Source organism: Chitinophaga filiformis, from assembly GCF_900102545.1.
GTDB classification, from domain to species: Bacteria; Bacteroidota; Bacteroidia; order Chitinophagales; family Chitinophagaceae; genus Chitinophaga; species Chitinophaga filiformis.
In genome coordinates, this window is sequence record NZ_FNBN01000007.1 from 57,247 (window position 1) to 77,858 (window position 20,612).

Sequence of the window (20,612 nt, forward strand, 5' to 3'; positions counted from 1 at the left end):
GACTCCTGACGGAGTCTATTGATGTTTTGTTTACGACGTTTTGTTTTCATTCAAGAGCTCTCAATGATCATTTAATGGGAGGCCTCTACGCTGAAATTCTTTCCAGTTGAGGTATTCGTCCCCTTTGCGATGTTCCTCCATGGTGATGCAGTTATCTACAGGGCATACCAGTTTGCATAAGTTACAGCCTACGCATTCTTCATCTTTAACAGTATAGGTGTTGTAAGGGTTACCGTATGAAAGATTTATTGCCTGATGTGACCCGTCTTCACAACTGATATAACATAATCCGCAGTGAATGCATTTGTCCTGGTTGATTTTAGCGATGATATGATAGTTGATATCCAGCTCTTCCCAGTTGGTGAGTGTTGTAATAGAGCGACCGATAAAGTCGTCAATGGTTTTAAAGCCCTTCTCGTCCATCCAGTTATTCAGGCCATCACAAAGATCTTCGACGATGCGGAAGCCATAGCGCATGGCGGCCGTACATACCTGTACAGTAGTGGCGCCCAGGAGCATGAACTCGGCAGCATCTTTCCAGGTGCTGATACCTCCGATACCGGATATCGGGACCTTAGCGGTGACAGGATCCTGGCTGATGGTGGTCAGCATCTTCAGGGCGATAGGCTTTACGGCAGGGCCGCAATAGCCGCCGAAAGTGGATTGTCCGCCGACATTGGGATTGGGCACGAAAGTATCGAGGTCTACACCGGTGACTGACTGGATGGTATTGATAAGCGACAGGGCATTAGTACCGGCATTGACGGCCGCGCGACCGGTAGGAACGACAGAGTGTACATTGGGTGTCAGCTTAGTGATAACGGGCGTAGTAGCAGCCTCCATTACCCATTCTACGACACGGGCGGCGATTTCGGGATCTTGTCCGACGGCAGCTCCCATACCACGTTCCGTCATGCCGTGCGGACAGCCGAAGTTTAGTTCAAGTCCGTGAGCACCGGTGTCTTCCACTTTTTTGATCAGTTCATGCCAGCTGTTACGGTTGTTGTCTGCCATGAGAGAAACGATCATGGCACGGTCAGGAAAGAGCCGGACGCATTCTGCTATTTCTTTCAGGTTGATATCCAGCGGACGATCGCTGATCAGTTCAATATTGTTGAAGCCCATCACGCGACTGCCGTTATAGTCTACAGAGGAATAACGGGAGGAAACGTTCTTTATCTGGCTGCCCAGGGTTTTCCATACAACTCCACCCCAGCCGGCTTCGAAAGCGCGCAGCACGTTCAGTTTCTTATCTGTAGGAGGAGCGCTCGCCAGCCAGAAAGGATTGGGCGATTTAATGCCGAGGAAATTTGCTGAGATGTCTGCCATGATTAAAGTATTTAAAGGCTGTAAGCAGCGTGAAATGTTGTTGTTGATTATTTACTAATCCGGGACCTTATGTAACCAAATCTTATTCATCAGATATCAATTATCTATAGCCGTGACTTATGAGTGTATTTATAAGTAATCGACCTTATTCATCGGGTAGCCCTTCATCCTTATCAGCTATCGTTTTTCTTCATTGTTTCCGTTCTGCAGATATTCCAATATTGCTTTAGCACCGTTCTTTCCTGCCTGCACTGCATCTACTACTTCTTTGCCGCCATTTACACAATCGCCGCCAGCAAAGATGCCGGCTATACTGGTAACGCCGTTGCTGGTAGTGGAGATCTTTCCATGATCGTTGTTGAGTTGGTGGCTGTGCACCAGCTGTTCAAAGGGCATTTGTCCGGCGGCCTTAATGACCATATCTACCGGTAAGATGATCTGTTCATCAGTGATTACTGGCTGACGACGGCCACCGGTAGCGTCTTCGAGTTTGACGATGTTGCAGACGAGTTGTGCGACTTTACCATCTTCGCCTAATATCTCAGTAGGTGCTGCCAGCCAGATAATCTTACAACCATCCAGTAATGCGATGTTCATCTCTGCTTCTGTGCAGGGCATTTCCTGTTGGGTTCTTCTATAAACAAGCGTCACTTCCTTTGCACCTAGTCGCTTCGCCTGTGTAGCGGCGTCGATGGCTGTCATACCCATACCGATCACTGCTACATGATCTCCTACGGGTACGGTAGGAAAACCACTGTTGCGGATATCATAAATAAAGCTGATCGCATCAACTACGCCGTCGAGTTGTTCGCCGGGAATGTATAACTGACGGGCAAGGCCTACACCAAAAGCGAGATACACAGCATCGTATTGCTGCTGCAGCTCATCGAGGGAGATGTCTTTACCGAATGCCGTGTTGTAACGGATATCAATTCCGCCGATAGAAGTGATGTAGTCCACTTCTTCCTGGCAGAATTGTGGGGTGACTTTATATGCAGCGATACCATAGGTCATGAGGCCTCCACCTTTGCTCTCCTTTTCATAGATGGTTACGTCAATGCCTTCTCTTGACAGGGCATGCGCACAACTAAGGCCGGCGGGGCCAGCACCGATTACGGCTACCTTTTTACCGATAGATGGTTTTCTTTCGAACAAAGGCCACTTCTCCCGGATCGCGCGTTCTGTGGCATAACGCTGCAAGCGCGCGATAGAGATTGGTTCTTCCTCCATGAGGTTGTATACGCAAGCGCCTTCACAGAGTTTTTCTACAGGGCAGACTTTTGCGCAGCCCCCACCCATGATGTTGGAAGAGAAAATAGTATACGCAGATCCTTTGAGATTGTCTGTAGTGATCTGCTTAATGAATTTAGGGACGTTGATACTGGTGGGGCAGCTCTTGGTACAGGGCGCGTCGTAACAGAAGAGGCAGCGGTTTGCTTCTACCAGTGCTGCATCGCGCGTTTCGAAAGGCGGATGAATGTCACTGAAGTGCTGCTGGTATTCTTCAGCAGATAATCGGTTATTACGTACTGCCATAATATTGATTTTATTGTTATCATCCGGAGCCGTTTTTTTTTCCGGTTGCAGCGTTTCCGGGTTGCCAGGGCCACGTTTTTCCGTTTCACGGTTGCCGGATTTTCCCGCGGATGCCGGTTCCCCGGATTTCCGGGTTTTCGCGTTTCCCCCGGGTTATCACCCGGGGCTACAAACACTGTGACTCCTAACGGAGTCAGAATGCAGCGAGCTAAAGATCTTCTGTTACTCACCCGGGGATTGCAGCAGCGAGTTAAGACCGTCGGCATTCAGCTAAATGTTATTGTTTACAGCTCTGTTAGTTTACCGTATGTTTCTGGTCGTCGGTCGCGGAAGAACTGCCATACGCTTCTCACTTCTTCGATCATGTCAAGATCGAAGGTGGCGATGAGTAGTTCGTCTTTATCTTCGGAGGCGCTGGCGAAGATTTGTCCGCGGGGATCAACGAAATAGGATGATCCGTAGAACTTACCGAGGTTCCAGGGTTTCTCTTCTCCTACCCTGTTGATGCAACCCATGAAATATCCATTCGCAGCGGCATGTGCTGGTTGTTCCAGTTTCCAGAGATACTGGGACAGACCGGCTACTGTTGCAGATGGATTATAAACGATCTCTGCTCCGTTCAGACCCAGTATCCTGGCGCCATCGGGAAAGTGGCGATCGTAGCAGATGTAAATACCAATCTTTGCATACCTTGTCTGGAAGACAGGATAACCCAGGTTGCCGGGTTTGAAGAAGAATTTCTCCCAGAAGCCGGAGGTATGCGGGATATGATTCTTCCGGTATTTCCCGAGGTAAGTACCATCAGCATCTATGACAGCTGCCGTGTTGTATAATATTCCTGCCTGTTCTTTTTCATAAACAGGTACGATGATGACCATGTTATACTTTTTTGCATAGGCGGCGATCCTGTCGGTAGTAGGTCCGGGCACCGTCTCGGCAGAGGCGTACCATCTGGTATCCTGACCAGGACAGAAATAAGGGGTATTGAAGATCTCCTGCAAACAGAGGATTTGTACGCCCTTCTCTCCTGCTTCTTCGATCAATGGGATGTGTTTCCGGAACATGGCCTCCTTGATCTCATCGATCGTTCCCTCTCCTTCTGTTTTGGGCAAGCTCATTTGAATAAGTCCTGATTTGATAATACGCGACATGAGGATCTATTTTAGGGTAATGAATTCTTCAGATCTTTCCGCTGACCTTATTACGTTTGATGAATTGTCCGTAGCCTTTAGGTACCAGGCATTCATTGTTATCAATTGCTACTTTTCCTCTTAACAGTACCGTCTTTACTTTACCCGTCAGTTCCCATCCCTCATAGGCGGAATAGTCTACATTCATGTGATGGCTAGCTGCGCTGATGGTATGTTTCTGTTCCGGATCAAGGATGATGATATCTGCATCACTGCCGATGGCGATAGTACCTTTGCGGGGGAACATGCCGAAGATCTTTGCGGGATTGGTACAGGCTACTTCAACATATTTGTTGAGGGTGATCCTGTTCTTTTTTACTCCTTCACTGAACAGCAGTTCCATGCGGTTCTCAATGGCGGGATGGCCGTTGGGGATCTTTGCGAAGTTGTCTTCTCCCATCATCTTTTGTTTCCACATAAAGGGGCAATGATCGGTAGCGACGATGTTGACAAGTCCCTGGTTGATACCGGCCCATAATGTTTCCTGGTCTTTCAATTCACGGAGGGGCGGGCTCATGACCCATTTCGCACTTTCGAAGCCTTTGTCGTATTTGGACGCATCGAGTGTGAGGTACTGGATACAGGTTTCGACATATACCTTCTGATTCCGGCGGGTAGCGTTACGTACTGCATTGAGCGCGCCTTCGCAGGTAAGGTGTACAATGTAAGCAGGGCAACCGGTATAATTTGCCAGATCGGTAAAACGGGCAGAGGCTTCCGCTTCCGTTACTTCCGGTTGGGAAAGGTAATGATACAGCGGAGATGTTTTTCCTTCGGCGAGATGTTTTGCAACGAGGTAGTCGATAACATCGCCGTTCGTGGCGTGTACCGTCACCATACCACCCTGCTGTTTTACTTCCTGCATCAAAGCTGTCATTTGTCGGTCGTCGATCATCAGCGCGCCTTTATAGGCCATGAATGTCTTAAAGGAAGTGATACCCTCCTGCTCTACCATAGTCTTTATTTCGGCTTTGGTGCCGGGGTTAAAGTCTGTCACGGCCATGTGGAAGCTGTAGTCGCCTACAGTGGTACCACGAGCCCTGCTATTCCATTCGTCCAGTGCTTCGCGCAGCGAGTGGCCTTGTTTCTGCAACACAAAATCAATCACCATGGTTGTGCCACCAAAGAGGGCGGCACGGGTGCCTGTTTCGTGTGTATCGCTGGAGAATGTGCCCATAAAGGGCATGTCGAGATGTACATGGGGATCGATCCCGCCGGGCATGACCAGCATACCGGTAGCATCGATGGTCTGTTCGGCATCAGCGATCAGGTCTTTACCGATAGCTGCGACCTGCTCCCCTTCCACCAATATATCCGCCAGGTAATCATCCGTAGCAGTAATGATCCTTCCGTTTTTAATCAGCAGTGACATAATTGACTTCTTTGTTTTTTCCGGTAGTGGTAATGATACTATAAGAACGCATGATGAGGTAGTAACTGATGCCGGAGACAAAGAAACCTACGAACCATGCGTAACTGTATAATTGATTAATCCAGCCGGGGACAGCATCCGGGGATATGAGTCTGATCGTTGTCAGGAACCCGGGGACGTTAGGGATGATCCCCAGTAACAGGGCTACCATCGCATACCGGTTGAAGCCATTGGTAAAACTGTAGGCTCCTTGCGGATCATATAATTCATCTACTATCAGCTGCTGCTTCCGTATCAGGTAGTAGTCGGCGATCATAATGCCACCTACGGGGCCCAATAAGCTCGAATAACCGACCAGCCAGGTGAAGATATACCCGGTAGGATCGGCGACCAATTTCCAGGGGAAAATGAGTATTCCGATGATTCCGGTGATATAACCGCCGGTACGGAAGCTGATCTTCTTAGGCGACAGGTTGGCGAAATCATTCGCAGGACTGATAATATTTGCCGCGATGTTAGTAGCCAGTGTAGAAATTGCTACAGCGATCATGGCAATGCTGACGAGGATCCTGTTATCGAATTTACCGGCCAGTACTACTGGATCCCAGATAGTAGTGCCGTATACGATAGTGGTGGCAGAGGTGACTACTACACCGATGAAAGAGAATAGGGTCATGGAGGGTGGTAGTCCTAATGCCTGTCCTTTGATCTGCGCTTTCTGGCTGACCGCATAGCGGGTAAAGTCAGGGATATTGAGTGATAGTGTAGCCCAGAAGCCTACCATACCTGTGAGGCCGGGAATGAAGAAGGCCCAGAAGGCGGCATTTGAAGTAAACTTTGAAGGTTGTTCCAGGATGGGGCCAAGACCGCCTTCGACGGCCGTTATTGCCCAAAACAGCAACGCCAGTACAGCGACTGGCAGGAAGATGGCTTTGAAGACAAGTAGCTTCCGGATGCTTTCTATGCCGAGATAAACAATGTACATGTTCAGCAGCCAGAATAACAGGAAGCAGATAGCGGGGCCAGTGGCGAGACCGAAAGAGGCAGGGAATATCTGTGGTAAGGTGGCAAGACCGGGGATCCATAATTGCAGCATCTGGTAGAGGGCAAATCCACCGATCCAGGTCTGGATACCGAACCATCCGCAGGCTACAATGGCACGCAGCATGGCGGGGATATTGGCGCCTTTGGTACCAAAGCTGGCGCGGGCGAATACCGGGAAGGGAATACCGTATTTGGCGCCGGCATGGCCGTTCAGGATCATGGGGATCAGGACGACGGTGTTGCCGGCAAAGATTGTCAGAATAGCCTGCCACCAGTTCATTCCTCCTTCTATCAGGGAGCTGGCCAGCATGTAGGTTGGGATACAGAGGCTCATGCTGATCCACAGGCTGGCGTAGTTCCAGGTGTTCCAGGTACGCCGGGATGGTGGTACAGGGGCGAGGTCCTCGCTGTAGAGCGTGGTGTGGGGGATGTTTTGGTTGATGTTCTGGTTGTGGGTGTCCATTATGATTGATGTTTGTCGAATGTTGTTTTGTTCGCCGTCCCCGTGGGATTCTCGTTCCCGGGGTTATCACCCGTCCCCGGGGTTATCACCCCGCGCTACAAACACCACGGCACCTACGGAGCCGATTGGCGTTTTGTTCCGTTTGCGTTTTGCTCCCCGGATTATCGCCGTCCCGGTGGATTCCCGTTCCCGGGGTTATCACCCGTTCCCGGGGTTATCACCCCGCGCTACAAACACCACGGCACCTACGGAGCCGATTGGCGTTTTGTTCCGTTTGCGTTTTGTTCCGTTTGCGTTTTGTTCCCCGGGGTTGTCACGGTCACGGATTATCATCATCACGAATCATCATCGTTCCCGGGTTATCACCCGTACCCGGGGGTGTCACCCCGCGCTACAAACAATACGGCACCTGACGGAGCCGATTGGTATTTTGTTCCCAGGTGTTGTGACTATTTCCGGTTCAGAGAACATATTCATCGGCAATTGAGAGGGCGTCGCTGATCATTGCAAGTCCTTCGTCAACCTGGTCCTTAGTAATACTTAAAGGTGGTGCAATAAATACATAGTTCCAGCGGACAAAAGCATACATTCCCAATTGTTTGAGACGGGCAGCTACCCTGGTCATCACCGCCATTTCTTCCGGCTTCGCGTTGAAGGGCACCATTGGCTCTTTTGTATTGCGGTTCTTTACGAGTTCTATACATCCCAGGAGGCCGGTGTTGCGGAAATCTCCGATGCAGGGATGATGCTGTTTCATGTTTTCTACTTCCTGTTCTATGTAAGCGCCCATTTTCGCGGCGTTCTCAATGAGGTGTTCGTCTTCGTAAATATTCAGCACTTCTACGGCCGCTGCGCAGGCCACAGGATGCGCGGAATAGGTCAATCCCAGCCAGAGCGTTTTATCGTCGAAATGAGCCGCTATTTTATCACTAACGATTAAAGCTCCCAGGGGGATGTACCCGGCAGTAATTCCTTTCGCGGTAGCGATCATATCGGGTACTACGCCGTGGAGGTCGCAGGCGAACCATTTTCCTGTTCTTCCGAAACCACTCATGACCTCATCTGCGATCAGGAGAATGCCGTATTTATCGCAGAGGGCCCTGACCTTCTGCAGGTAATCCGGCGGATATTTGATACAGCCGGAGGATCCGCTTTCACCTTCCATCAGGATGGCAGCGACGTTCTCAGGGCCTTCAAACTCGATGACTCTTTCTATGTGGCTGACGCATTCGCGGTGACAGGTAGTGATCTCTTTTCCCCAGGGGCAGCGGTAGCAGTAGGGATCTTCCACGTGTACGAAGTTCGGCGCCTGTTGCATGTCGTGGGGCAGTTTACGGGGATCGCCACCGGCAGTCATAGCCGCGTAGGAAGCGCCGTGGAAGGCACGGTAGCGGGCGATGATCTTATGCCGGCCGGTATAGAGCCTGGCCAGTTTGATGGCGTTCTCTATAGCGCTGGCACCGCAAACGGTGAACAAGGTCTTTTTGAGATTGCCGGGTGTGATCTCTGCGAGTTTATGTCCCAGTTTACCACGGGCTTCTGTTACACATCCGGGGGTGACGTAACTGACTTCCTGCATCTGTTTCATAACGGCGGCAGTGACGCGTGGATGGCCATGGCCGATGTTTACATTGATCAGTCCTGAGGAAAAGTCAAGGTAACGTTTGTCGTCATAGTCATAGAGATATACGCCTGCTGCGTATTTTACGGCAATAGGTGCAATACCCTTCTGTTTACTCCATGAGAATAAGGTATAGTCCAGGTTTTCCTGGATAATTTCCTGTGCATGGGATATAGTCCCTTTTTCTGACATACAAGTCAATTTGGGTGAACAATACTGCTAACTCATCCAGTTTACTCCCTCTTCGGGATTCCATTTGGTGGTACTCTTTTTTAGCTTTGTCCAGAACTCTATGGAGCTTTTGCCAGTGATATCGCCTACTCCGAATTTGCTTTCATTCCACCCTCCGAAAGAGAAGGGTTCACGGGGCACGGGCACTCCTACATTGACGCCGATCATTCCTGCGCTTGCCCTTTCGGCGATGTAACGCGCCATACCGCCGTTCTGTGTGAATACGGATGCTGCGTTGCCATAAGGATTAGCGTTTTCAATGACCAGTGCTTCATCCACGGTATTTGTGCGCATGATACTGATGACGGGTCCGAAGATCTCTTCTTTCGCCACTGCCATATCAGCGGTTACGTGGTCGATGACGGTAGGACCTACGTAGGTGCCATTTTCTTTACCGCTTACTTTTGCGCCACGGCCATCTACAAGAATTTTAGCGCCCTGGGCTTCGGCTTCGGTGATATATTTTTCTATTCTTTCTTTCGATTCTTTACTGATGACAGCGCCGAGGTTTTGTCCGGGGACGATCTTTTTTACTTCTTCGCAAACAAGATCTATGATATGATCTACCTGTCCGACGCCTATCATGGCCGATGCCGCCATACAACGTTGTCCGGCGCAACCGCTCATAGACGCGGCTACGTTCTGCGCGGTCATACCTGGCTTAGCGTCGGGTAATACTACGAGGTGGTTCTTTGCACCTCCCAGTGCCAGGCAGCGTTTCAGTGTCTGGGTAGCACGCTGGTAGACTATCTTCGCCACTTTGGTAGATCCTACAAATGATACGGCTTCTATGTCGGGATGATCGCAGATGGCGTTGACTACTTCGCTGTCGCCGTTGACGATGTTCAGCACTCCGTCAGGGAGTCCGGCTTCTTTGAGGAGTCGCGCGAGTATTCCTAAGCTAAGCGGCACCTTTTCCGACGGTTTTATGATCATACAATTGCCCAGGGCAATGGCGTTGGGGATGGTCCAGTTGGGTACCATTGCAGGGAAATTGAAGGGTACGATAGAGGCGACCACTCCCAGTGGTACATGGGCGGTGCGGCATTCTACGCCGGCGCTTACTTCCAGTACTTCTCCGGTGATCAGTTGCGGCAATGAAGTGGCGAATTCTGTCAGTTCAATACATTTTTCCACTTCGGCAATGGCTTCGCTCATTGTCTTGCCATTCTCTTCACTGACCAGTTCTGCGAGTTCCTGCAGGTGCTGTTCGAGCAGATATTTATATTTGAAGAAGACCTGTACTCTTTCTTTAATGGGCGTTTTACTCCATTTGGGAAATGCTGTTTTTGCGGCCTGTACTGCTTCGTCCAGATCTGCTGCTGTGGAGCAGGGCATTTCTGCTAACATACTGCCATCTGATGGAGATATGATGTGGAGTGTACGTTGTGATACAACATCTTTAAAGCTTCCATTGATGAAATTCCTGACCCGTTCGTATTTCATTGCCTTGGGGAGTTTGGGTTATGAATGCATTTTTTATACGATACCCTTAATTTACTGAAAAAAATGTACATTTAGTATGTACTTTCTGACATTTCTGCACATTTCACTTAACTCCTATATTCGAACTGGAAATGGCAAAGACTAAATCCACTGATAAGCTTCCCCTGGATGACCTTGATTTTTCTATCTTGACATACCTTCAACAGGATGGCAGGGTTTCTTTCACTATCATCGCTGAAAAGCTGAATGTTTCTATTGGGACGGTGCGGACTAGGTTTAACCGTCTTATTGAGGAAGGGACGATCAGTATTATCGGCAGGGTTGATCCTGAGAAAGTAGGGTTCCGGTCGTATGCGCATATTGCGGTGTATGTGAGGCCGGCGACGTTGAAGGAAGCTGTGGCGAAGCGGATTTCGGTGTTGCCGGAGGTGAGTTTTCTGGCGATGACGTCGGGGGCGTATGATCTGGAGGTGAATGTGATGTGCAGGGATAATGATCATCTGCTGGCGTTTGTTGATAAATTGTCGACGTTTGAGGGGGTGTATCAGACGAATACTACTATATATTTTAAGGTGTATAAGTATGCGCAGCCGGATTTGATGTTGTTGAAGTTTTGATTGAGTTTTGCGAATTGGTTTTTGCAGATTGAGTTTTGCAGATTGGTGCGGATTTTTGATTGACTGGGTTGGGGAATAGCGCGCGGTTTGAGTGTGGGACTGCGGGCTGTACCCTTTTCGAGCCCTTACTATTGGGCTTTATCAAGCGTAGGGGCTTGGGAATATGTATTAAACCCCTGTCAAGCGTGTGGACGCTCTCAAAGGCTAAGGCCCTCCGTCTCCACCTCAAACCGGCTTGTACTTGCGAGTGGTTGTGGGTGGTTGGCGTTCCGCGGTTCCTGCCATCAAAGCAGAGGTTGCACTCCTCTATAGACACAAGGGTACCTATACGGAGCTGATTGTAGCGAATAGTTCCGTCCTGTCTATTGTTCCTGTACCTGGAACTGATTATAGTGAATGATTCCTTCCTTTCTATTGTTCCTGCTTTTGTGGAGTTGGTGATACAACATTGGAGGGCGAGAAATTGATGCTGATGTTCATGGCTTCAACAACGTCGGCTATGTGGTTGGCAAGGGTGATCTGGGGTCTTGCATTACCGTTGCTGGCGAAGAGGAGGCCGATGATGTTGTTGTGGATGTCGATGATGACGGAGCCGGAGTCTCCTTTGTCAGAGAAATGCTCATCACGGTTTATCGGCTGAATGGCGATCTGGCCGGTGAAGGTGCGGTTGGCACCTTCTATGGGGAAGGTGGTGACGGGGTAATTGATGTCGACTATTCTGCCTTCTGTACGTCCGGACACCTCTCCTACTTTAAAGACTGTTTGTCCGGCGATGGCGGTGGCCTGACCGAGGATGACGTTTTGTTCGGGTCTGCCGTTCAGACAAAGTCCGTTGATTTCGTTGAGGTATTGCGCGTCTCCGTTAATGCGGGGGTAGTCAATTACTGCGATCGCTGCATCCACTTTGTTGTTGATGGTGGCTTTGATGATGGTACCGACAGCATTGACGTCGTCTTTTGGGTGGTATGGTAATGCTGAGAGATTTATATCGGGTACTGCGGGAGCCGGCTGGTATATTCTGTCGCCCACTTTTGCGTTGTTGGCCATCATTACATGCCAGTTGCTTAATATCACTGGTTTGCCTGTTTCGTTATCTGTTGCCAGGCATCCCAGTGTACCGTGGGCTATTTCGTTGCCGAAGTTTTCCGGATCCTGTACTACAATGCGATTTGTTATCTGAATACCGCCGCGGAGGGGGCGGTAAGTTTTTTCATCCATGCTGGCTTTAAAGTCGGGAATGATATTTACATCTGTAGGGATGCCATTGATCTCTGAGGGTAACACTTCGTGTGCAGGCAGCTGACTGTTGTCCTTTTTCTCTACGACGTATATCCGGATACAAAGTGTATCTGTGATATGTCCGTTTACTTCTTTTAAGCCAATGCTGACGTGATGTACACCGGGAATTTTGAGCAATAGGTCTTCTACCCCGCTTTTCAGCATGTCCTGAATCATTTCGTTTTCCCGTTGCAGTTGTTCTCTCGATTTCATACTTTATTGATTTTGTCTAATGATTTTGTCTAAAGATCGGTATTCGGTGATTGTGTTGCAAGTGTGTGTGATGAAAGTCTGTGAAACTGATGTTAAATTCCTGAATTATGAAGCTCCGCGTGTACATACCTGGTTATAAATACCGGATTATGAACGTGCCGCTCCGGGATACAAACCGGATTAATAAACCCGGGACTATATGCTTCCTGGCCGGTGATAAACCGGATCATACGAGCCGGAATTATGAACGCGTACTGATAGTAAGGTCCTGGAAAACACCTGACTCTCCCAGAAGAATCAGGTTATCTTCTATTTGAGGGTACCAGGCAGCGTTGCACATAGCAGTCTGTTTTCAGGAATTGTTCTCTTTTCAGAAATTATTCCTTCGCGTCATCACAACGCTCCTTCAAAGGTGTGGAGGGAGAAATCTTCATAGAAGTGTTTTTTGGGGTACTTAATTTCCGTTGAAAGGATGCTGCTTTTTCAAAAATATACTGTTCACTATGTTAGACTATTTGGGGCATTCTTCAGTATCCTCTCTATAGCAAACTACGACATTTTCTTCAGAAATCAAATCAGTCAAATTGGGATTAAGTGTCATTTATGCGTAAAACATAATTGGCATTTCGGAAATCTCCGATATATTTGCCTTGAAATTCTCTTATCCCTATTGGGTCAACATACATATAAACGTAAACAGAATGAGTAATCTGAGCTTATTTAAGCCTTTCAGCCTTAAGTCGCTGAATATAAAGAACAGGATTGTAATGGCTCCCATGACGAGGTCATTTTCACCAAACGGCGTTCCCGGAGACAACGTAGCCGCCTATTACCGCCGTCGTGCGGAGGGTGAGGTTGGATTGATCCTGTCTGAGGGTACGGTGATCAATCGTCCTGCATCTTCTAATGATCCTAATATACCCCGTTTTCATGGGGAGAGTGCCCTGCATGGCTGGCAACAGGTCATCAATGGGGTACATGCTGCTGGCGGTAGCATGGGACCACAGATATGGCATCAGGGAGTAATGGACAATCACCATTCCGGCTGGCTGCCGCTTACACCTTTTGAGGGTCCTTCGGGTATTAACAGACCGGATAATACAAATGGTATTGCGATGTCGGAAAAGAATATTGCTGATACCATTAAAGCTTTCGGTGATGCTGCTGCAGATGCTAAAAGCCTGGGATATGACTGTGTTGAGATACATGGTGCGCATAACTACCTGATCGATCAGTTCTTCTCTGCAAATACAAATCTGCGTACAGACAGTTATGGTGGTCAGACATTGGCGGCGCGGACGAAATTTGCTGTAGAGGTAATTAAAGAAGTGCGGAGGCGTGTGGGGGATGATTTTGCTATCATCATCCGTTTATCGCAGTGGAAGCCTTATGCTTACGACAGCAAAATGGCTGCTACTCAGGCAGAATTGGAATCCTGGCTGCAGCCTATGGCTGATGCGGGTGTGGATATTTTCCATTGTTCACAGCGCCGTTTCTGGGAGCCGGAGTTTGAAGGTTCTGATCTGAATTTTGCCGGATGGGCGAAGAAGCTTACCGGTAAAGCAACTATTACTGTTGGTTCTGTTGGGTTGAGCGGAGAGTTCCTTGCGGCGTTTAAAGGTGAGAGTTCATCGCCAAGTTCATTGGATGAACTGATACGCAGATTTGACAGAGGGGATTTTGACCTGGTGGCCGTTGGAAGGCCTATTCTTGCGGATCCGAACTGGGTGAAGAAGATTAAGGAAGGAAGAACAGAGGAACTGAAAGGATTTTCGAAAGAAGCATTAATGGAACTATTGTAGTTGTAGTTGTTAGTATAAAAAAGGCGCCCTGGTGGATACCGGGGCGCTGTTTCTGTCATGAATAATTAAACCAATACCCCAAATTATGTTGGCATAGTTTGGTTACCCTCAAACTACGATTCTCTGACTTTCCATTGCTGGAGTCAATTTCTTTATAACATTAGGTGCAGATATAAATTCCGGCAGCTCCCGCAACTTATGGAGACGATTAATTACGGGGCCGACCGGCATATCACGGACAGAAAAAGAAGCTATACACGCAGCGAAGTTTGTCTCTCCCAGGAGGTGTAACAGCAATAGGTTTGCTGTATTATAGAGCTCCTCTGACTGCATTGTTTTCTTGGATGCCTTTATATACAAACAGAGATCCAATAAGCCGCAACGTTTATTATTCCGCCGTGCCGTAAAGTAAATATTGTCGGGATGTAATAACACACCCTGGTAGGAAAATCCCTCGGGCACCTGCGTCTGAGATATAAAATTGATAAAGTTCCAGTTATCTGTTAAAGGCGCATGGTGCGTAAGTAGCATCACATCCTCCAGCAAATCTGCATTTCCTTTTGCCGTTATTGTCAATTGAGGGCGGCGGCCCCGTGTAAAGTTTAATGAAAACCCCAGTTCTTCAGAGTATTTTTGTAACTCGGTGATTAACTCGTCTAACAATCTTTCCTTTTCACTTTCTTTTGCTTTGTGTAAATTCAGGTAGACCTCCTCGTTAGACATAAACCACTCCCAAAATGATTTTGCTGCTTTTATTTTAGACATTTTATTTAACTTTTTTGTGATCAACATTTACTTCTTTACGCCGGCGAATTCAGTTGTATTTACAGTTTCAAAATTAGATAAGGCGTTGATAAGAGAGATAAAAAAACGCGTCGTAATATCCACAGAAAAAGAAGAGTTGTTCATATTACATGGGTCATTTTTGGTCTTGTGAGATGATTACGTGGACCATTTTTGGCCCGCGTAACCATGCTTTTGCCATGCTATTTTTGTGTCCTCTATGGTTTTTGCCCGATAAATAGGCATTTGCTGCCGGCCGTTGGAATTCGTGTTATGAAAGCTCCAACATCTTCAGGGGACATTTTTATGAAATAAAAAAGACCCGGCAAAATACCAGGTCTTCTTAGTTTTTAAACTAAAAGATAAACTTAAAATCACTATCTCTTATCCCGTGATTCCGGATGAAATGCAATTAGATTAAACATTGCACGCATGCGGCTTCTTACCTGCGGACCGTATGTTTCTTCGAGTTCTTCGGCGTTCTTGTTTGTAGTGGCAAACGTGACCATTCTGTAATTAATCATCAAATCGTACCGGGACAGTAATATTTCTCTCATGACATTGAAATTATTTCCCCAGTAATTAACCGTTGATTCCATCCCAAGATCATCAAAGCAATAAGCACGTGGAGTCGAAGTACGAGGTTCGAAGGACCTACTGCTATATTTCTGTAGAATGTCAAATCCGAAATTACCATATTCAAAGCAGATGTCACGGCAAGACCTGATGATCGGTTTGTAAGCAGGTAAAGCGAGCAACCTCAAAATTCTGATCAGGGACGTTTTACCGCAGCCAATAGGGCCTGTGAGTAAAAGTCCTTTGTTCAGATCTATTCTTTCTGCTGCAGCGACATCTTCATCACGCAGGAAATATGTCAATAGTTTAGTGATGACCGGTCTGTCGATATCGTCAATCTCAAACTTGCTGCCATAATATTCCTTTCCTTTTGCGGCAACACGTTTGATCATATCGTAATAGTCATAATGGCTGACCGTAATCTTTGATTGTTGAGACTGAGGATTGTTCAGTTCTGGTGTTTGCTGATTTCGCATTTATAACGGGTTTTATAGAGGGAGTATTTTCGATCCATTTGTTAGCGGCTGCTTTCCAATCGAGAATTGGATTACCGCCCAGCAACCAGCCTGTGGCCTGATTGTGGTAGAAGAACTTGATTGCCTCGGTGCGGAGTTGTCCGATGGCAAGAAAGAATGCTATTACTTCTTCTATTTTTGGAACAGTCATTTTCGGGTATGCCTCTCCTGTTTGACTCCCTGTTTTATTATTATTATTTAATTGTTTATTTATATACCGGCCCAAACTTGGGTCGCTATGGGGGGCAGAATTGCCATCTATATGTGGACTGATTTCGGTATAGGTAGAGGAACAATTTTGGTCTGAGTGTGTCCCATTTCTGGCCAGGGGTAACATGGTAATGGCGCTTGGGATAAAGGGGGCTTTGGAAGGCTTGTAGATAATGTAATTAAAATCGTGTAATTCTCTGAGGCACTTGACGTAGGTAGATTTAGAGCCGATCCTGCACCATCGCAAGACTTCTTCTTTTTTGACCTGGATAGGATTTTCAAATCGTCGTTCGTTCCAGATCCTGAATAATGCAAGGTAGAGACTGATGTGGTTCGCGTGCAATCGCGAGTCTGCATCTATCGCGAGATAAAAATCATTCTGATGGCGGATAAAATTGACTGAGTTTTTCATTTGTATTTACCGGTTTTGGTGAACGATTAGTTACTTGTCTGCTGGAGGATTGTAGACGTAGTCGTAGTCGTAGGACCGGTAGTCGTAGTGCTAGAAGTAGCGATAGATTTTTCATGGTTTTTAAGTTTTGATGTTTAGTGTATTCGTGGTTGATAACGATGCGAATTTAAGTGTTTAGGTGATTCGGAGATGATTGTTTTGAGATTTTTTTTGGTGTTGAGGGTGGTATGCATTAAGTTATTTATTAAATTAAATAAAATGATGAATATGTTTATTGGTGTTGCATTATCTACCCCTCATTGCTACATTACAAAACATTAGTTGCAAGAAGGACAAAGAGTCTGAAAAAATTTTGACTTAGCGGATAAACCTCTCGCAACAGTCCTAAAGACGATTTTCATCTTACACTCATTCTGAGAACTATCTAACTTCTAAATATTTTTTTGGCATTTAAAACCATCATCGTAATATTGCGATATGGGAGCCAGTAAAACAGACCTTTTCACTCAACAGCAGAATGAACTCGCCAGTATGGCGAAAGCGCTTGCGCATCCTGCACGTATTGCCATTCTGCAATACCTGGTGAAAACAAATGCCTGCGTATGCGGGGACCTCGTGGAAGAATTAGGACTTGCCCAGGCGACCACTTCCCAGCATCTGAAAGAATTAAAGAACGCAGGGATCATCCAGGGAACTATTGAAGGCGCTAGTGTATGCTATTGCATTAATCCGGCGGTTTGGAAACAGTACAAGCAACTGTTCAACAGCTTTTTCGGAGAGGTGAGCCTGGAGAATAAGTGTTGTTGATTTTTTTTGCCTCTATTCATCGTAATATTACAATAATACTTTAAACTACACGCTTATGTCAAACGATCAGCAAATCAAAGACATGGTGAAGCAGAAGTACAGTGAGATCGCTTTACAGGATAAAGCCGACAACCAGGCGTCCTGCTGCGGTTCCAGTTGTTGCTCCACAGAAGTATATAACATCATGAGTGATGATTACAGTACACTGGAAGGTTATAATGCAGATGCGGACCTTGGTCTGGGATGCGGTCTGCCAACCCAGTTTGCGCAGATCAAAAAGGGCGATACTGTAATAGACCTTGGCAGCGGTGCAGGAAATGACTGTTTTATAGCCAGACATGAAACAGGTGAAACAGGAAAGGTAATCGGAATAGATTTTACACCGGCAATGATAGAAAGGGCGCGTGCTAATGCAGAAGTACGCGGGTTTAATAATGTCGAGTTCAGACAGGGAGATATTGAAAGCATGCCTGTTACGGCAAATGTGGCCGACGTAGTGGTAAGTAACTGTGTGTTGAATCTTGTGCCTAATAAGGATGCCGTGATAAAAGAGATTTACCGGGTATTAAAACCAGGTGGTCACTTCAGTATTTCCGATATTGTACTGGAAGGGGACTTGCCGCCGGCAATACAGGAGGCGGCGGAGATGTATGCAGGCTGTGTATCGGGCGCTATACAGAAACAGGTGTACCTGGACCTGATACATGACAATGGTTTTACTGCTGTTACTGTACAGAAAGAGAAAGCTATTATTATACCGGAGGATATCCTGTCACAATATCTATCCGCAGATGAAATAAAAGACTTTAAAAACAGTCAGACTGGTATATACAGCGTAACTGTATATGCGGAGAAACCAACGGCTAACAGCTGTTGCGGGCCTGATTGCTGTACAAAATAACATCGCGTATGCAGATCATTTCCATGCAAGCTGCTCACTGGGAGCAGGTAAAAACTATCTATGAAAGCGGCATTGCCACTGGTAATGCTACCTTCCAGACAAGCGCCCCTTCCTGGGAAGAATGGGACAAGGCGCATATACAACACTGCCGGCTGGTGGCTGTTGAAAATGATACTGTTCTTGGATGGGCTGCCCTTACACCTGTATCCGGCCGCTGTGTATATGCCGGCGTCGCTGAAGTAAGTGTATATGTAGCCGAAGCCGCAAGAGGGAAAGGAACAGGCAGTAAACTGATGCAGGCATTGATCAGTGAAAGTGAAGGTAATGGGTTCTGGACCTTACAGGCAGGAATTTTTCCTGAGAATACGGCGAGTATCAGGCTGCATGAGCAGCATGGATTCAGGCAGGTAGGCTATCGTGAGAAGATAGGTCAGATGAACGGCATCTGGCGGAATACGGTGCTGATGGAAAGAAGAAGTAATGTTGTAGGAGTTTGAATAAACAAATAAATATGTCCGCTAATAACTGTACACCTGCACACAACAGAAAACAATTAAGTTTCCTGGACAGGTACCTAACGCTATGGATCTTCATAGCAATGGCTATTGGAGTAGCCACAGGATATTTCCTGCCTGCTTTTCCTTCCTACATTAATCAGATGTCCAGTGGAACCACCAATATTCCGCTTGCCACAGGACTGATACTGATGATGTACCCTCCGCTTGCTAAAGTGCACTATGAGCAAATGGGACAGGTATTCCGGCATACAAAAATCCTGGGAGCCTCCCTCCTGCTGAACTGGATAATCGGCCCAATACTAATGTTCTTATTGGCTATTCTTTTTCTGAACGGGTATCCCGAATATATGACGGGATTGATCCTGATCGGCCTTGCCCGTTGTATTGCGATGGTTATTGTATGGAATGAACTTGCGGAAGGCAGCCGTGAATATGCTGCAGGCCTGGTAGCGCTTAACAGCATCTTCCAGGTAGCGCTTTACAGTGTATATGCGTATGTGTTTATCACCGTATTACCGCCTTTATTCGGATTGAAAGGACTGAATATTGATATCAGTATCGGCGATATTGCCCGCAGTGTAATGATCTATCTGGGAGTACCATTTGCAGCCGGTATTATCAGCAGATATAGCCTGATAAAGATCAAAGGGAAAGAGTGGTATACGCAGAAATTCATTCCTCTCATCTCTCCTGTTACGCTCATCGCATTATTGTTTACCATTGTTGTTATGTTCAGTCTCAAGGGTGACCTGATTGTACGCATTCCGCTGGATGTAGTGCGTATTGCTATTCCACTGATCATCTATTTTTCCATTATGTTCCTGCTGAGCTTTTTTATTGGCAAGACATTGGGAGCAGATTATTCGAGAAATACTGCTATTGCCTTTACTGCTACCGGCAACAATTTCGAACTGGCTATTGCGGTGGCGATCGGCGTATTTGGTATCAATTCCGGGCAGGCATTTGCAGGCGTAATAGGACCACTGGTAGAAGTACCTGCTCTTATCGCCCTTGTAAATCTTGCATTCTGGCTGCGCAAAAAATGGTATAGCGCGGAAGTTCAAAACATAGTTGTTTAATCATTCAAATACAATCTTCATGAAAAAAATACTCGTGCTCTGTACCGGCAATAGCTGCCGCAGCCAACTGGCAGAAGGATATTTAAAACACTTTGCGGGAGACAAAGCCATAGTTTACAGTGCAGGTGTTGAAACACATGGCGTAAATCCTAAAGCAGTGGCTATTATGGCGGAAGACGGCATTGATATTTCCGGTCATACTTCCAACAATGTTAACGAGTATAGAGATATCGATTTCGACTATGTAATTACCGTGTGTGATAATGCGAAAGAACGCTGCCCTGTTTTCCCATCATCCGCAGTAAAGTTTCATGAGAACTTTCCGGACCCGGCGAAGGCAACAGGAACTCCGGATCAGATCATGGAATCATTCCGTAACGTCCGTGAACAGATTAAAGCGTACTCCAGACAATTTGTTGAGAATAATCTTTAGGCATTATCCGCCCTCTTCCACATTGATCGGGAACCGGACATGACGCTAAAAAGATAGTAAATGAAGTGGTGCTCTTTAACGGGGCGCCACTTCTTCATTTATACCGGGGCGGGAGCAATAAATGACTTTATAATCAAAGAATAGAAAACCGTATATTAGGTACGCTACCGACGAGCGTATATTATGTTATTCATCTGTAGCAAAACTATCCGGACATACTATTTATTTCATCAATA

At 46.9% G+C, this 20,612-nt stretch carries 18 protein-coding genes; 7 read left to right on the top strand and 11 right to left on the bottom strand.

The window, feature by feature from the left end:
- Positions 1–60 precede the first annotated feature (60 nt).
- The 7 genes from preA to BLR32_RS24515 all read right to left on the bottom strand — a co-directional run bounded on the left by preA (position 61) and on the right by BLR32_RS24515 (position 10,232).
- Positions 61–1,329: an NAD-dependent dihydropyrimidine dehydrogenase subunit PreA gene (gene preA / locus BLR32_RS24485; protein WP_089835542.1), complete on the bottom strand. Its 1,269-nt coding sequence runs from the start codon at positions 1,327–1,329 to the stop codon at positions 61–63.
- Positions 1,330–1,506: 177 nt separating this feature from the next.
- On the bottom strand, positions 1,507–2,865 hold the full coding sequence (locus BLR32_RS24490; RefSeq protein ID WP_089835543.1) for an NAD(P)-dependent oxidoreductase: 1,359 nt from the start codon (positions 2,863–2,865) through the stop codon (positions 1,507–1,509).
- Between the two features lie 284 nt (positions 2,866–3,149).
- Entirely contained in the window at positions 3,150–4,016 is an 867-nt protein-coding gene (locus BLR32_RS24495) for a nitrilase-related carbon-nitrogen hydrolase (protein WP_176842424.1), read from the bottom strand.
- Positions 4,017–4,044: 28 nt separating this feature from the next.
- Positions 4,045–5,427 carry a dihydropyrimidinase gene (gene hydA / locus BLR32_RS24500; protein ID WP_089835547.1) on the bottom strand — a complete coding sequence of 461 codons (1,383 nt, stop codon included), beginning with the start codon at positions 5,425–5,427 and terminating at the stop codon, positions 4,045–4,047.
- Positions 5,411–6,934: an NCS1 family nucleobase:cation symporter-1 gene (locus BLR32_RS24505; protein ID WP_089835548.1), complete on the bottom strand. Its 1,524-nt coding sequence runs from the start codon at positions 6,932–6,934 to the stop codon at positions 5,411–5,413. Before BLR32_RS24505 ends, hydA begins: the two co-directional genes overlap by 17 nt.
- A 460-nt stretch (positions 6,935–7,394) precedes the next feature.
- Positions 7,395–8,747: an aminotransferase class III-fold pyridoxal phosphate-dependent enzyme gene (locus tag BLR32_RS24510; RefSeq protein ID WP_089835550.1), complete on the bottom strand. Its 1,353-nt coding sequence runs from the start codon at positions 8,745–8,747 to the stop codon at positions 7,395–7,397.
- Between the two features lie 27 nt (positions 8,748–8,774).
- Positions 8,775–10,232 carry a CoA-acylating methylmalonate-semialdehyde dehydrogenase gene (locus BLR32_RS24515; protein WP_089835552.1) on the bottom strand — a complete coding sequence of 486 codons (1,458 nt, stop codon included), beginning with the start codon at positions 10,230–10,232 and terminating at the stop codon, positions 8,775–8,777.
- 131 nt (positions 10,233–10,363) lie between these two features.
- Between BLR32_RS24515 and BLR32_RS24520 the strand changes: the two genes are divergently transcribed.
- The gene (locus BLR32_RS24520; protein ID WP_089835554.1) at positions 10,364–10,849 is read left to right on the top strand and encodes an Lrp/AsnC family transcriptional regulator; all 486 of its coding nucleotides are present in this window, start codon (positions 10,364–10,366) and stop codon (positions 10,847–10,849) included.
- 411 nt (positions 10,850–11,260) lie between these two features.
- Here the strand turns inward: BLR32_RS24520 and BLR32_RS24525 are convergent, their stop codons facing one another.
- Complete coding sequence (locus BLR32_RS24525; RefSeq protein WP_089835555.1) at positions 11,261–12,340, bottom strand: chymotrypsin family serine protease; 1,080 nt, start codon at positions 12,338–12,340, stop codon at positions 11,261–11,263.
- Positions 12,341–13,041: 701 nt separating this feature from the next.
- On the opposite strand from BLR32_RS24525, the gene BLR32_RS24540 reads away from it, so the two are divergent.
- Entirely contained in the window at positions 13,042–14,142 is a 1,101-nt protein-coding gene (locus BLR32_RS24540) for an NADH:flavin oxidoreductase (RefSeq protein ID WP_089835560.1), read from the top strand.
- 108 nt (positions 14,143–14,250) lie between these two features.
- Here BLR32_RS24540 and BLR32_RS24545 read toward each other — a convergent pair whose 3' ends face one another.
- The 3 genes from BLR32_RS24545 to BLR32_RS24555 form a co-directional block, all read right to left on the bottom strand.
- On the bottom strand, positions 14,251–14,907 hold the full coding sequence (locus BLR32_RS24545) for a hypothetical protein (protein WP_143011568.1): 657 nt from the start codon (positions 14,905–14,907) through the stop codon (positions 14,251–14,253).
- Between the two features lie 395 nt (positions 14,908–15,302).
- Complete coding sequence (locus BLR32_RS24550; protein WP_218124248.1) at positions 15,303–15,977, bottom strand: hypothetical protein; 675 nt, start codon at positions 15,975–15,977, stop codon at positions 15,303–15,305.
- A complete protein-coding gene (locus tag BLR32_RS24555; RefSeq protein ID WP_143011569.1) occupies positions 15,904–16,638 on the bottom strand; it encodes a hypothetical protein in 735 nt (244 codons plus the stop codon). The genes BLR32_RS24550 and BLR32_RS24555 overlap by 74 nt, the downstream gene beginning before the upstream one ends.
- A 477-nt stretch (positions 16,639–17,115) precedes the next feature.
- Here BLR32_RS24555 and BLR32_RS24560 point away from each other — a divergent pair, with 477 nt between their 5' ends.
- The 5 genes from BLR32_RS24560 to BLR32_RS24580 are packed head-to-tail and all read left to right on the top strand — an operon-like array spanning position 17,116 to position 20,376.
- A complete protein-coding gene (locus BLR32_RS24560; RefSeq protein ID WP_089835568.1) occupies positions 17,116–17,445 on the top strand; it encodes an ArsR/SmtB family transcription factor in 330 nt (109 codons plus the stop codon).
- 55 nt (positions 17,446–17,500) lie between these two features.
- The gene (locus BLR32_RS24565) at positions 17,501–18,346 is read left to right on the top strand and encodes an arsenite methyltransferase (RefSeq protein ID WP_089835570.1); all 846 of its coding nucleotides are present in this window, start codon (positions 17,501–17,503) and stop codon (positions 18,344–18,346) included.
- A gap of 8 nt (positions 18,347–18,354) precedes the next feature.
- Positions 18,355–18,843 carry a GNAT family N-acetyltransferase gene (locus tag BLR32_RS24570; protein WP_089835572.1) on the top strand — a complete coding sequence of 163 codons (489 nt, stop codon included), beginning with the start codon at positions 18,355–18,357 and terminating at the stop codon, positions 18,841–18,843.
- Between the two features lie 14 nt (positions 18,844–18,857).
- Positions 18,858–19,943 (top strand): ACR3 family arsenite efflux transporter, encoded by a 1,086-nt coding sequence (arsB, locus tag BLR32_RS24575; RefSeq protein WP_089835574.1) that lies wholly within the window; start codon positions 18,858–18,860, stop codon positions 19,941–19,943.
- 19 nt (positions 19,944–19,962) lie between these two features.
- On the top strand, positions 19,963–20,376 hold the full coding sequence (locus BLR32_RS24580; RefSeq protein ID WP_089835576.1) for an arsenate reductase ArsC: 414 nt from the start codon (positions 19,963–19,965) through the stop codon (positions 20,374–20,376).
- Positions 20,377–20,612 lie beyond the last annotated feature (236 nt).

Bases quoted from the DNA above. Each gene is read 5' to 3' on its own strand.
- preA (WP_089835542.1), bottom strand. From the start codon at position 1,329: ATGGCAGACATCTCAGCAAATTTCCTCGGCATTAAATCGCCCAATCCT.
- BLR32_RS24490 (WP_089835543.1), bottom strand. From the start codon at position 2,865: ATGGCAGTACGTAATAACCGATTATCTGCTGAAGAATACCAGCAGCAC.
- BLR32_RS24495 (WP_176842424.1), bottom strand. From the start codon at position 4,016: ATGTCGCGTATTATCAAATCAGGACTTATTCAAATGAGCTTGCCCAAA.
- hydA (WP_089835547.1), bottom strand. From the start codon at position 5,427: ATGTCACTGCTGATTAAAAACGGAAGGATCATTACTGCTACGGATGAT.
- BLR32_RS24505 (WP_089835548.1), bottom strand. From the start codon at position 6,934: ATGGACACCCACAACCAGAACATCAACCAAAACATCCCCCACACCACG.
- BLR32_RS24510 (WP_089835550.1), bottom strand. From the start codon at position 8,747: ATGTCAGAAAAAGGGACTATATCCCATGCACAGGAAATTATCCAGGAA.
- BLR32_RS24515 (WP_089835552.1), bottom strand. From the start codon at position 10,232: ATGAAATACGAACGGGTCAGGAATTTCATCAATGGAAGCTTTAAAGAT.
- BLR32_RS24520 (WP_089835554.1), top strand. From the start codon at position 10,364: ATGGCAAAGACTAAATCCACTGATAAGCTTCCCCTGGATGACCTTGAT.
- BLR32_RS24525 (WP_089835555.1), bottom strand. From the start codon at position 12,340: ATGAAATCGAGAGAACAACTGCAACGGGAAAACGAAATGATTCAGGAC.
- BLR32_RS24540 (WP_089835560.1), top strand. From the start codon at position 13,042: ATGAGTAATCTGAGCTTATTTAAGCCTTTCAGCCTTAAGTCGCTGAAT.
- BLR32_RS24545 (WP_143011568.1), bottom strand. From the start codon at position 14,907: ATGTCTAAAATAAAAGCAGCAAAATCATTTTGGGAGTGGTTTATGTCT.
- BLR32_RS24550 (WP_218124248.1), bottom strand. From the start codon at position 15,977: ATGCGAAATCAGCAAACACCAGAACTGAACAATCCTCAGTCTCAACAA.
- BLR32_RS24555 (WP_143011569.1), bottom strand. From the start codon at position 16,638: ATGAAAAACTCAGTCAATTTTATCCGCCATCAGAATGATTTTTATCTC.
- BLR32_RS24560 (WP_089835568.1), top strand. From the start codon at position 17,116: ATGGGAGCCAGTAAAACAGACCTTTTCACTCAACAGCAGAATGAACTC.
- BLR32_RS24565 (WP_089835570.1), top strand. From the start codon at position 17,501: ATGTCAAACGATCAGCAAATCAAAGACATGGTGAAGCAGAAGTACAGT.
- BLR32_RS24570 (WP_089835572.1), top strand. From the start codon at position 18,355: ATGCAGATCATTTCCATGCAAGCTGCTCACTGGGAGCAGGTAAAAACT.
- arsB (WP_089835574.1), top strand. From the start codon at position 18,858: ATGTCCGCTAATAACTGTACACCTGCACACAACAGAAAACAATTAAGT.
- BLR32_RS24580 (WP_089835576.1), top strand. From the start codon at position 19,963: ATGAAAAAAATACTCGTGCTCTGTACCGGCAATAGCTGCCGCAGCCAA.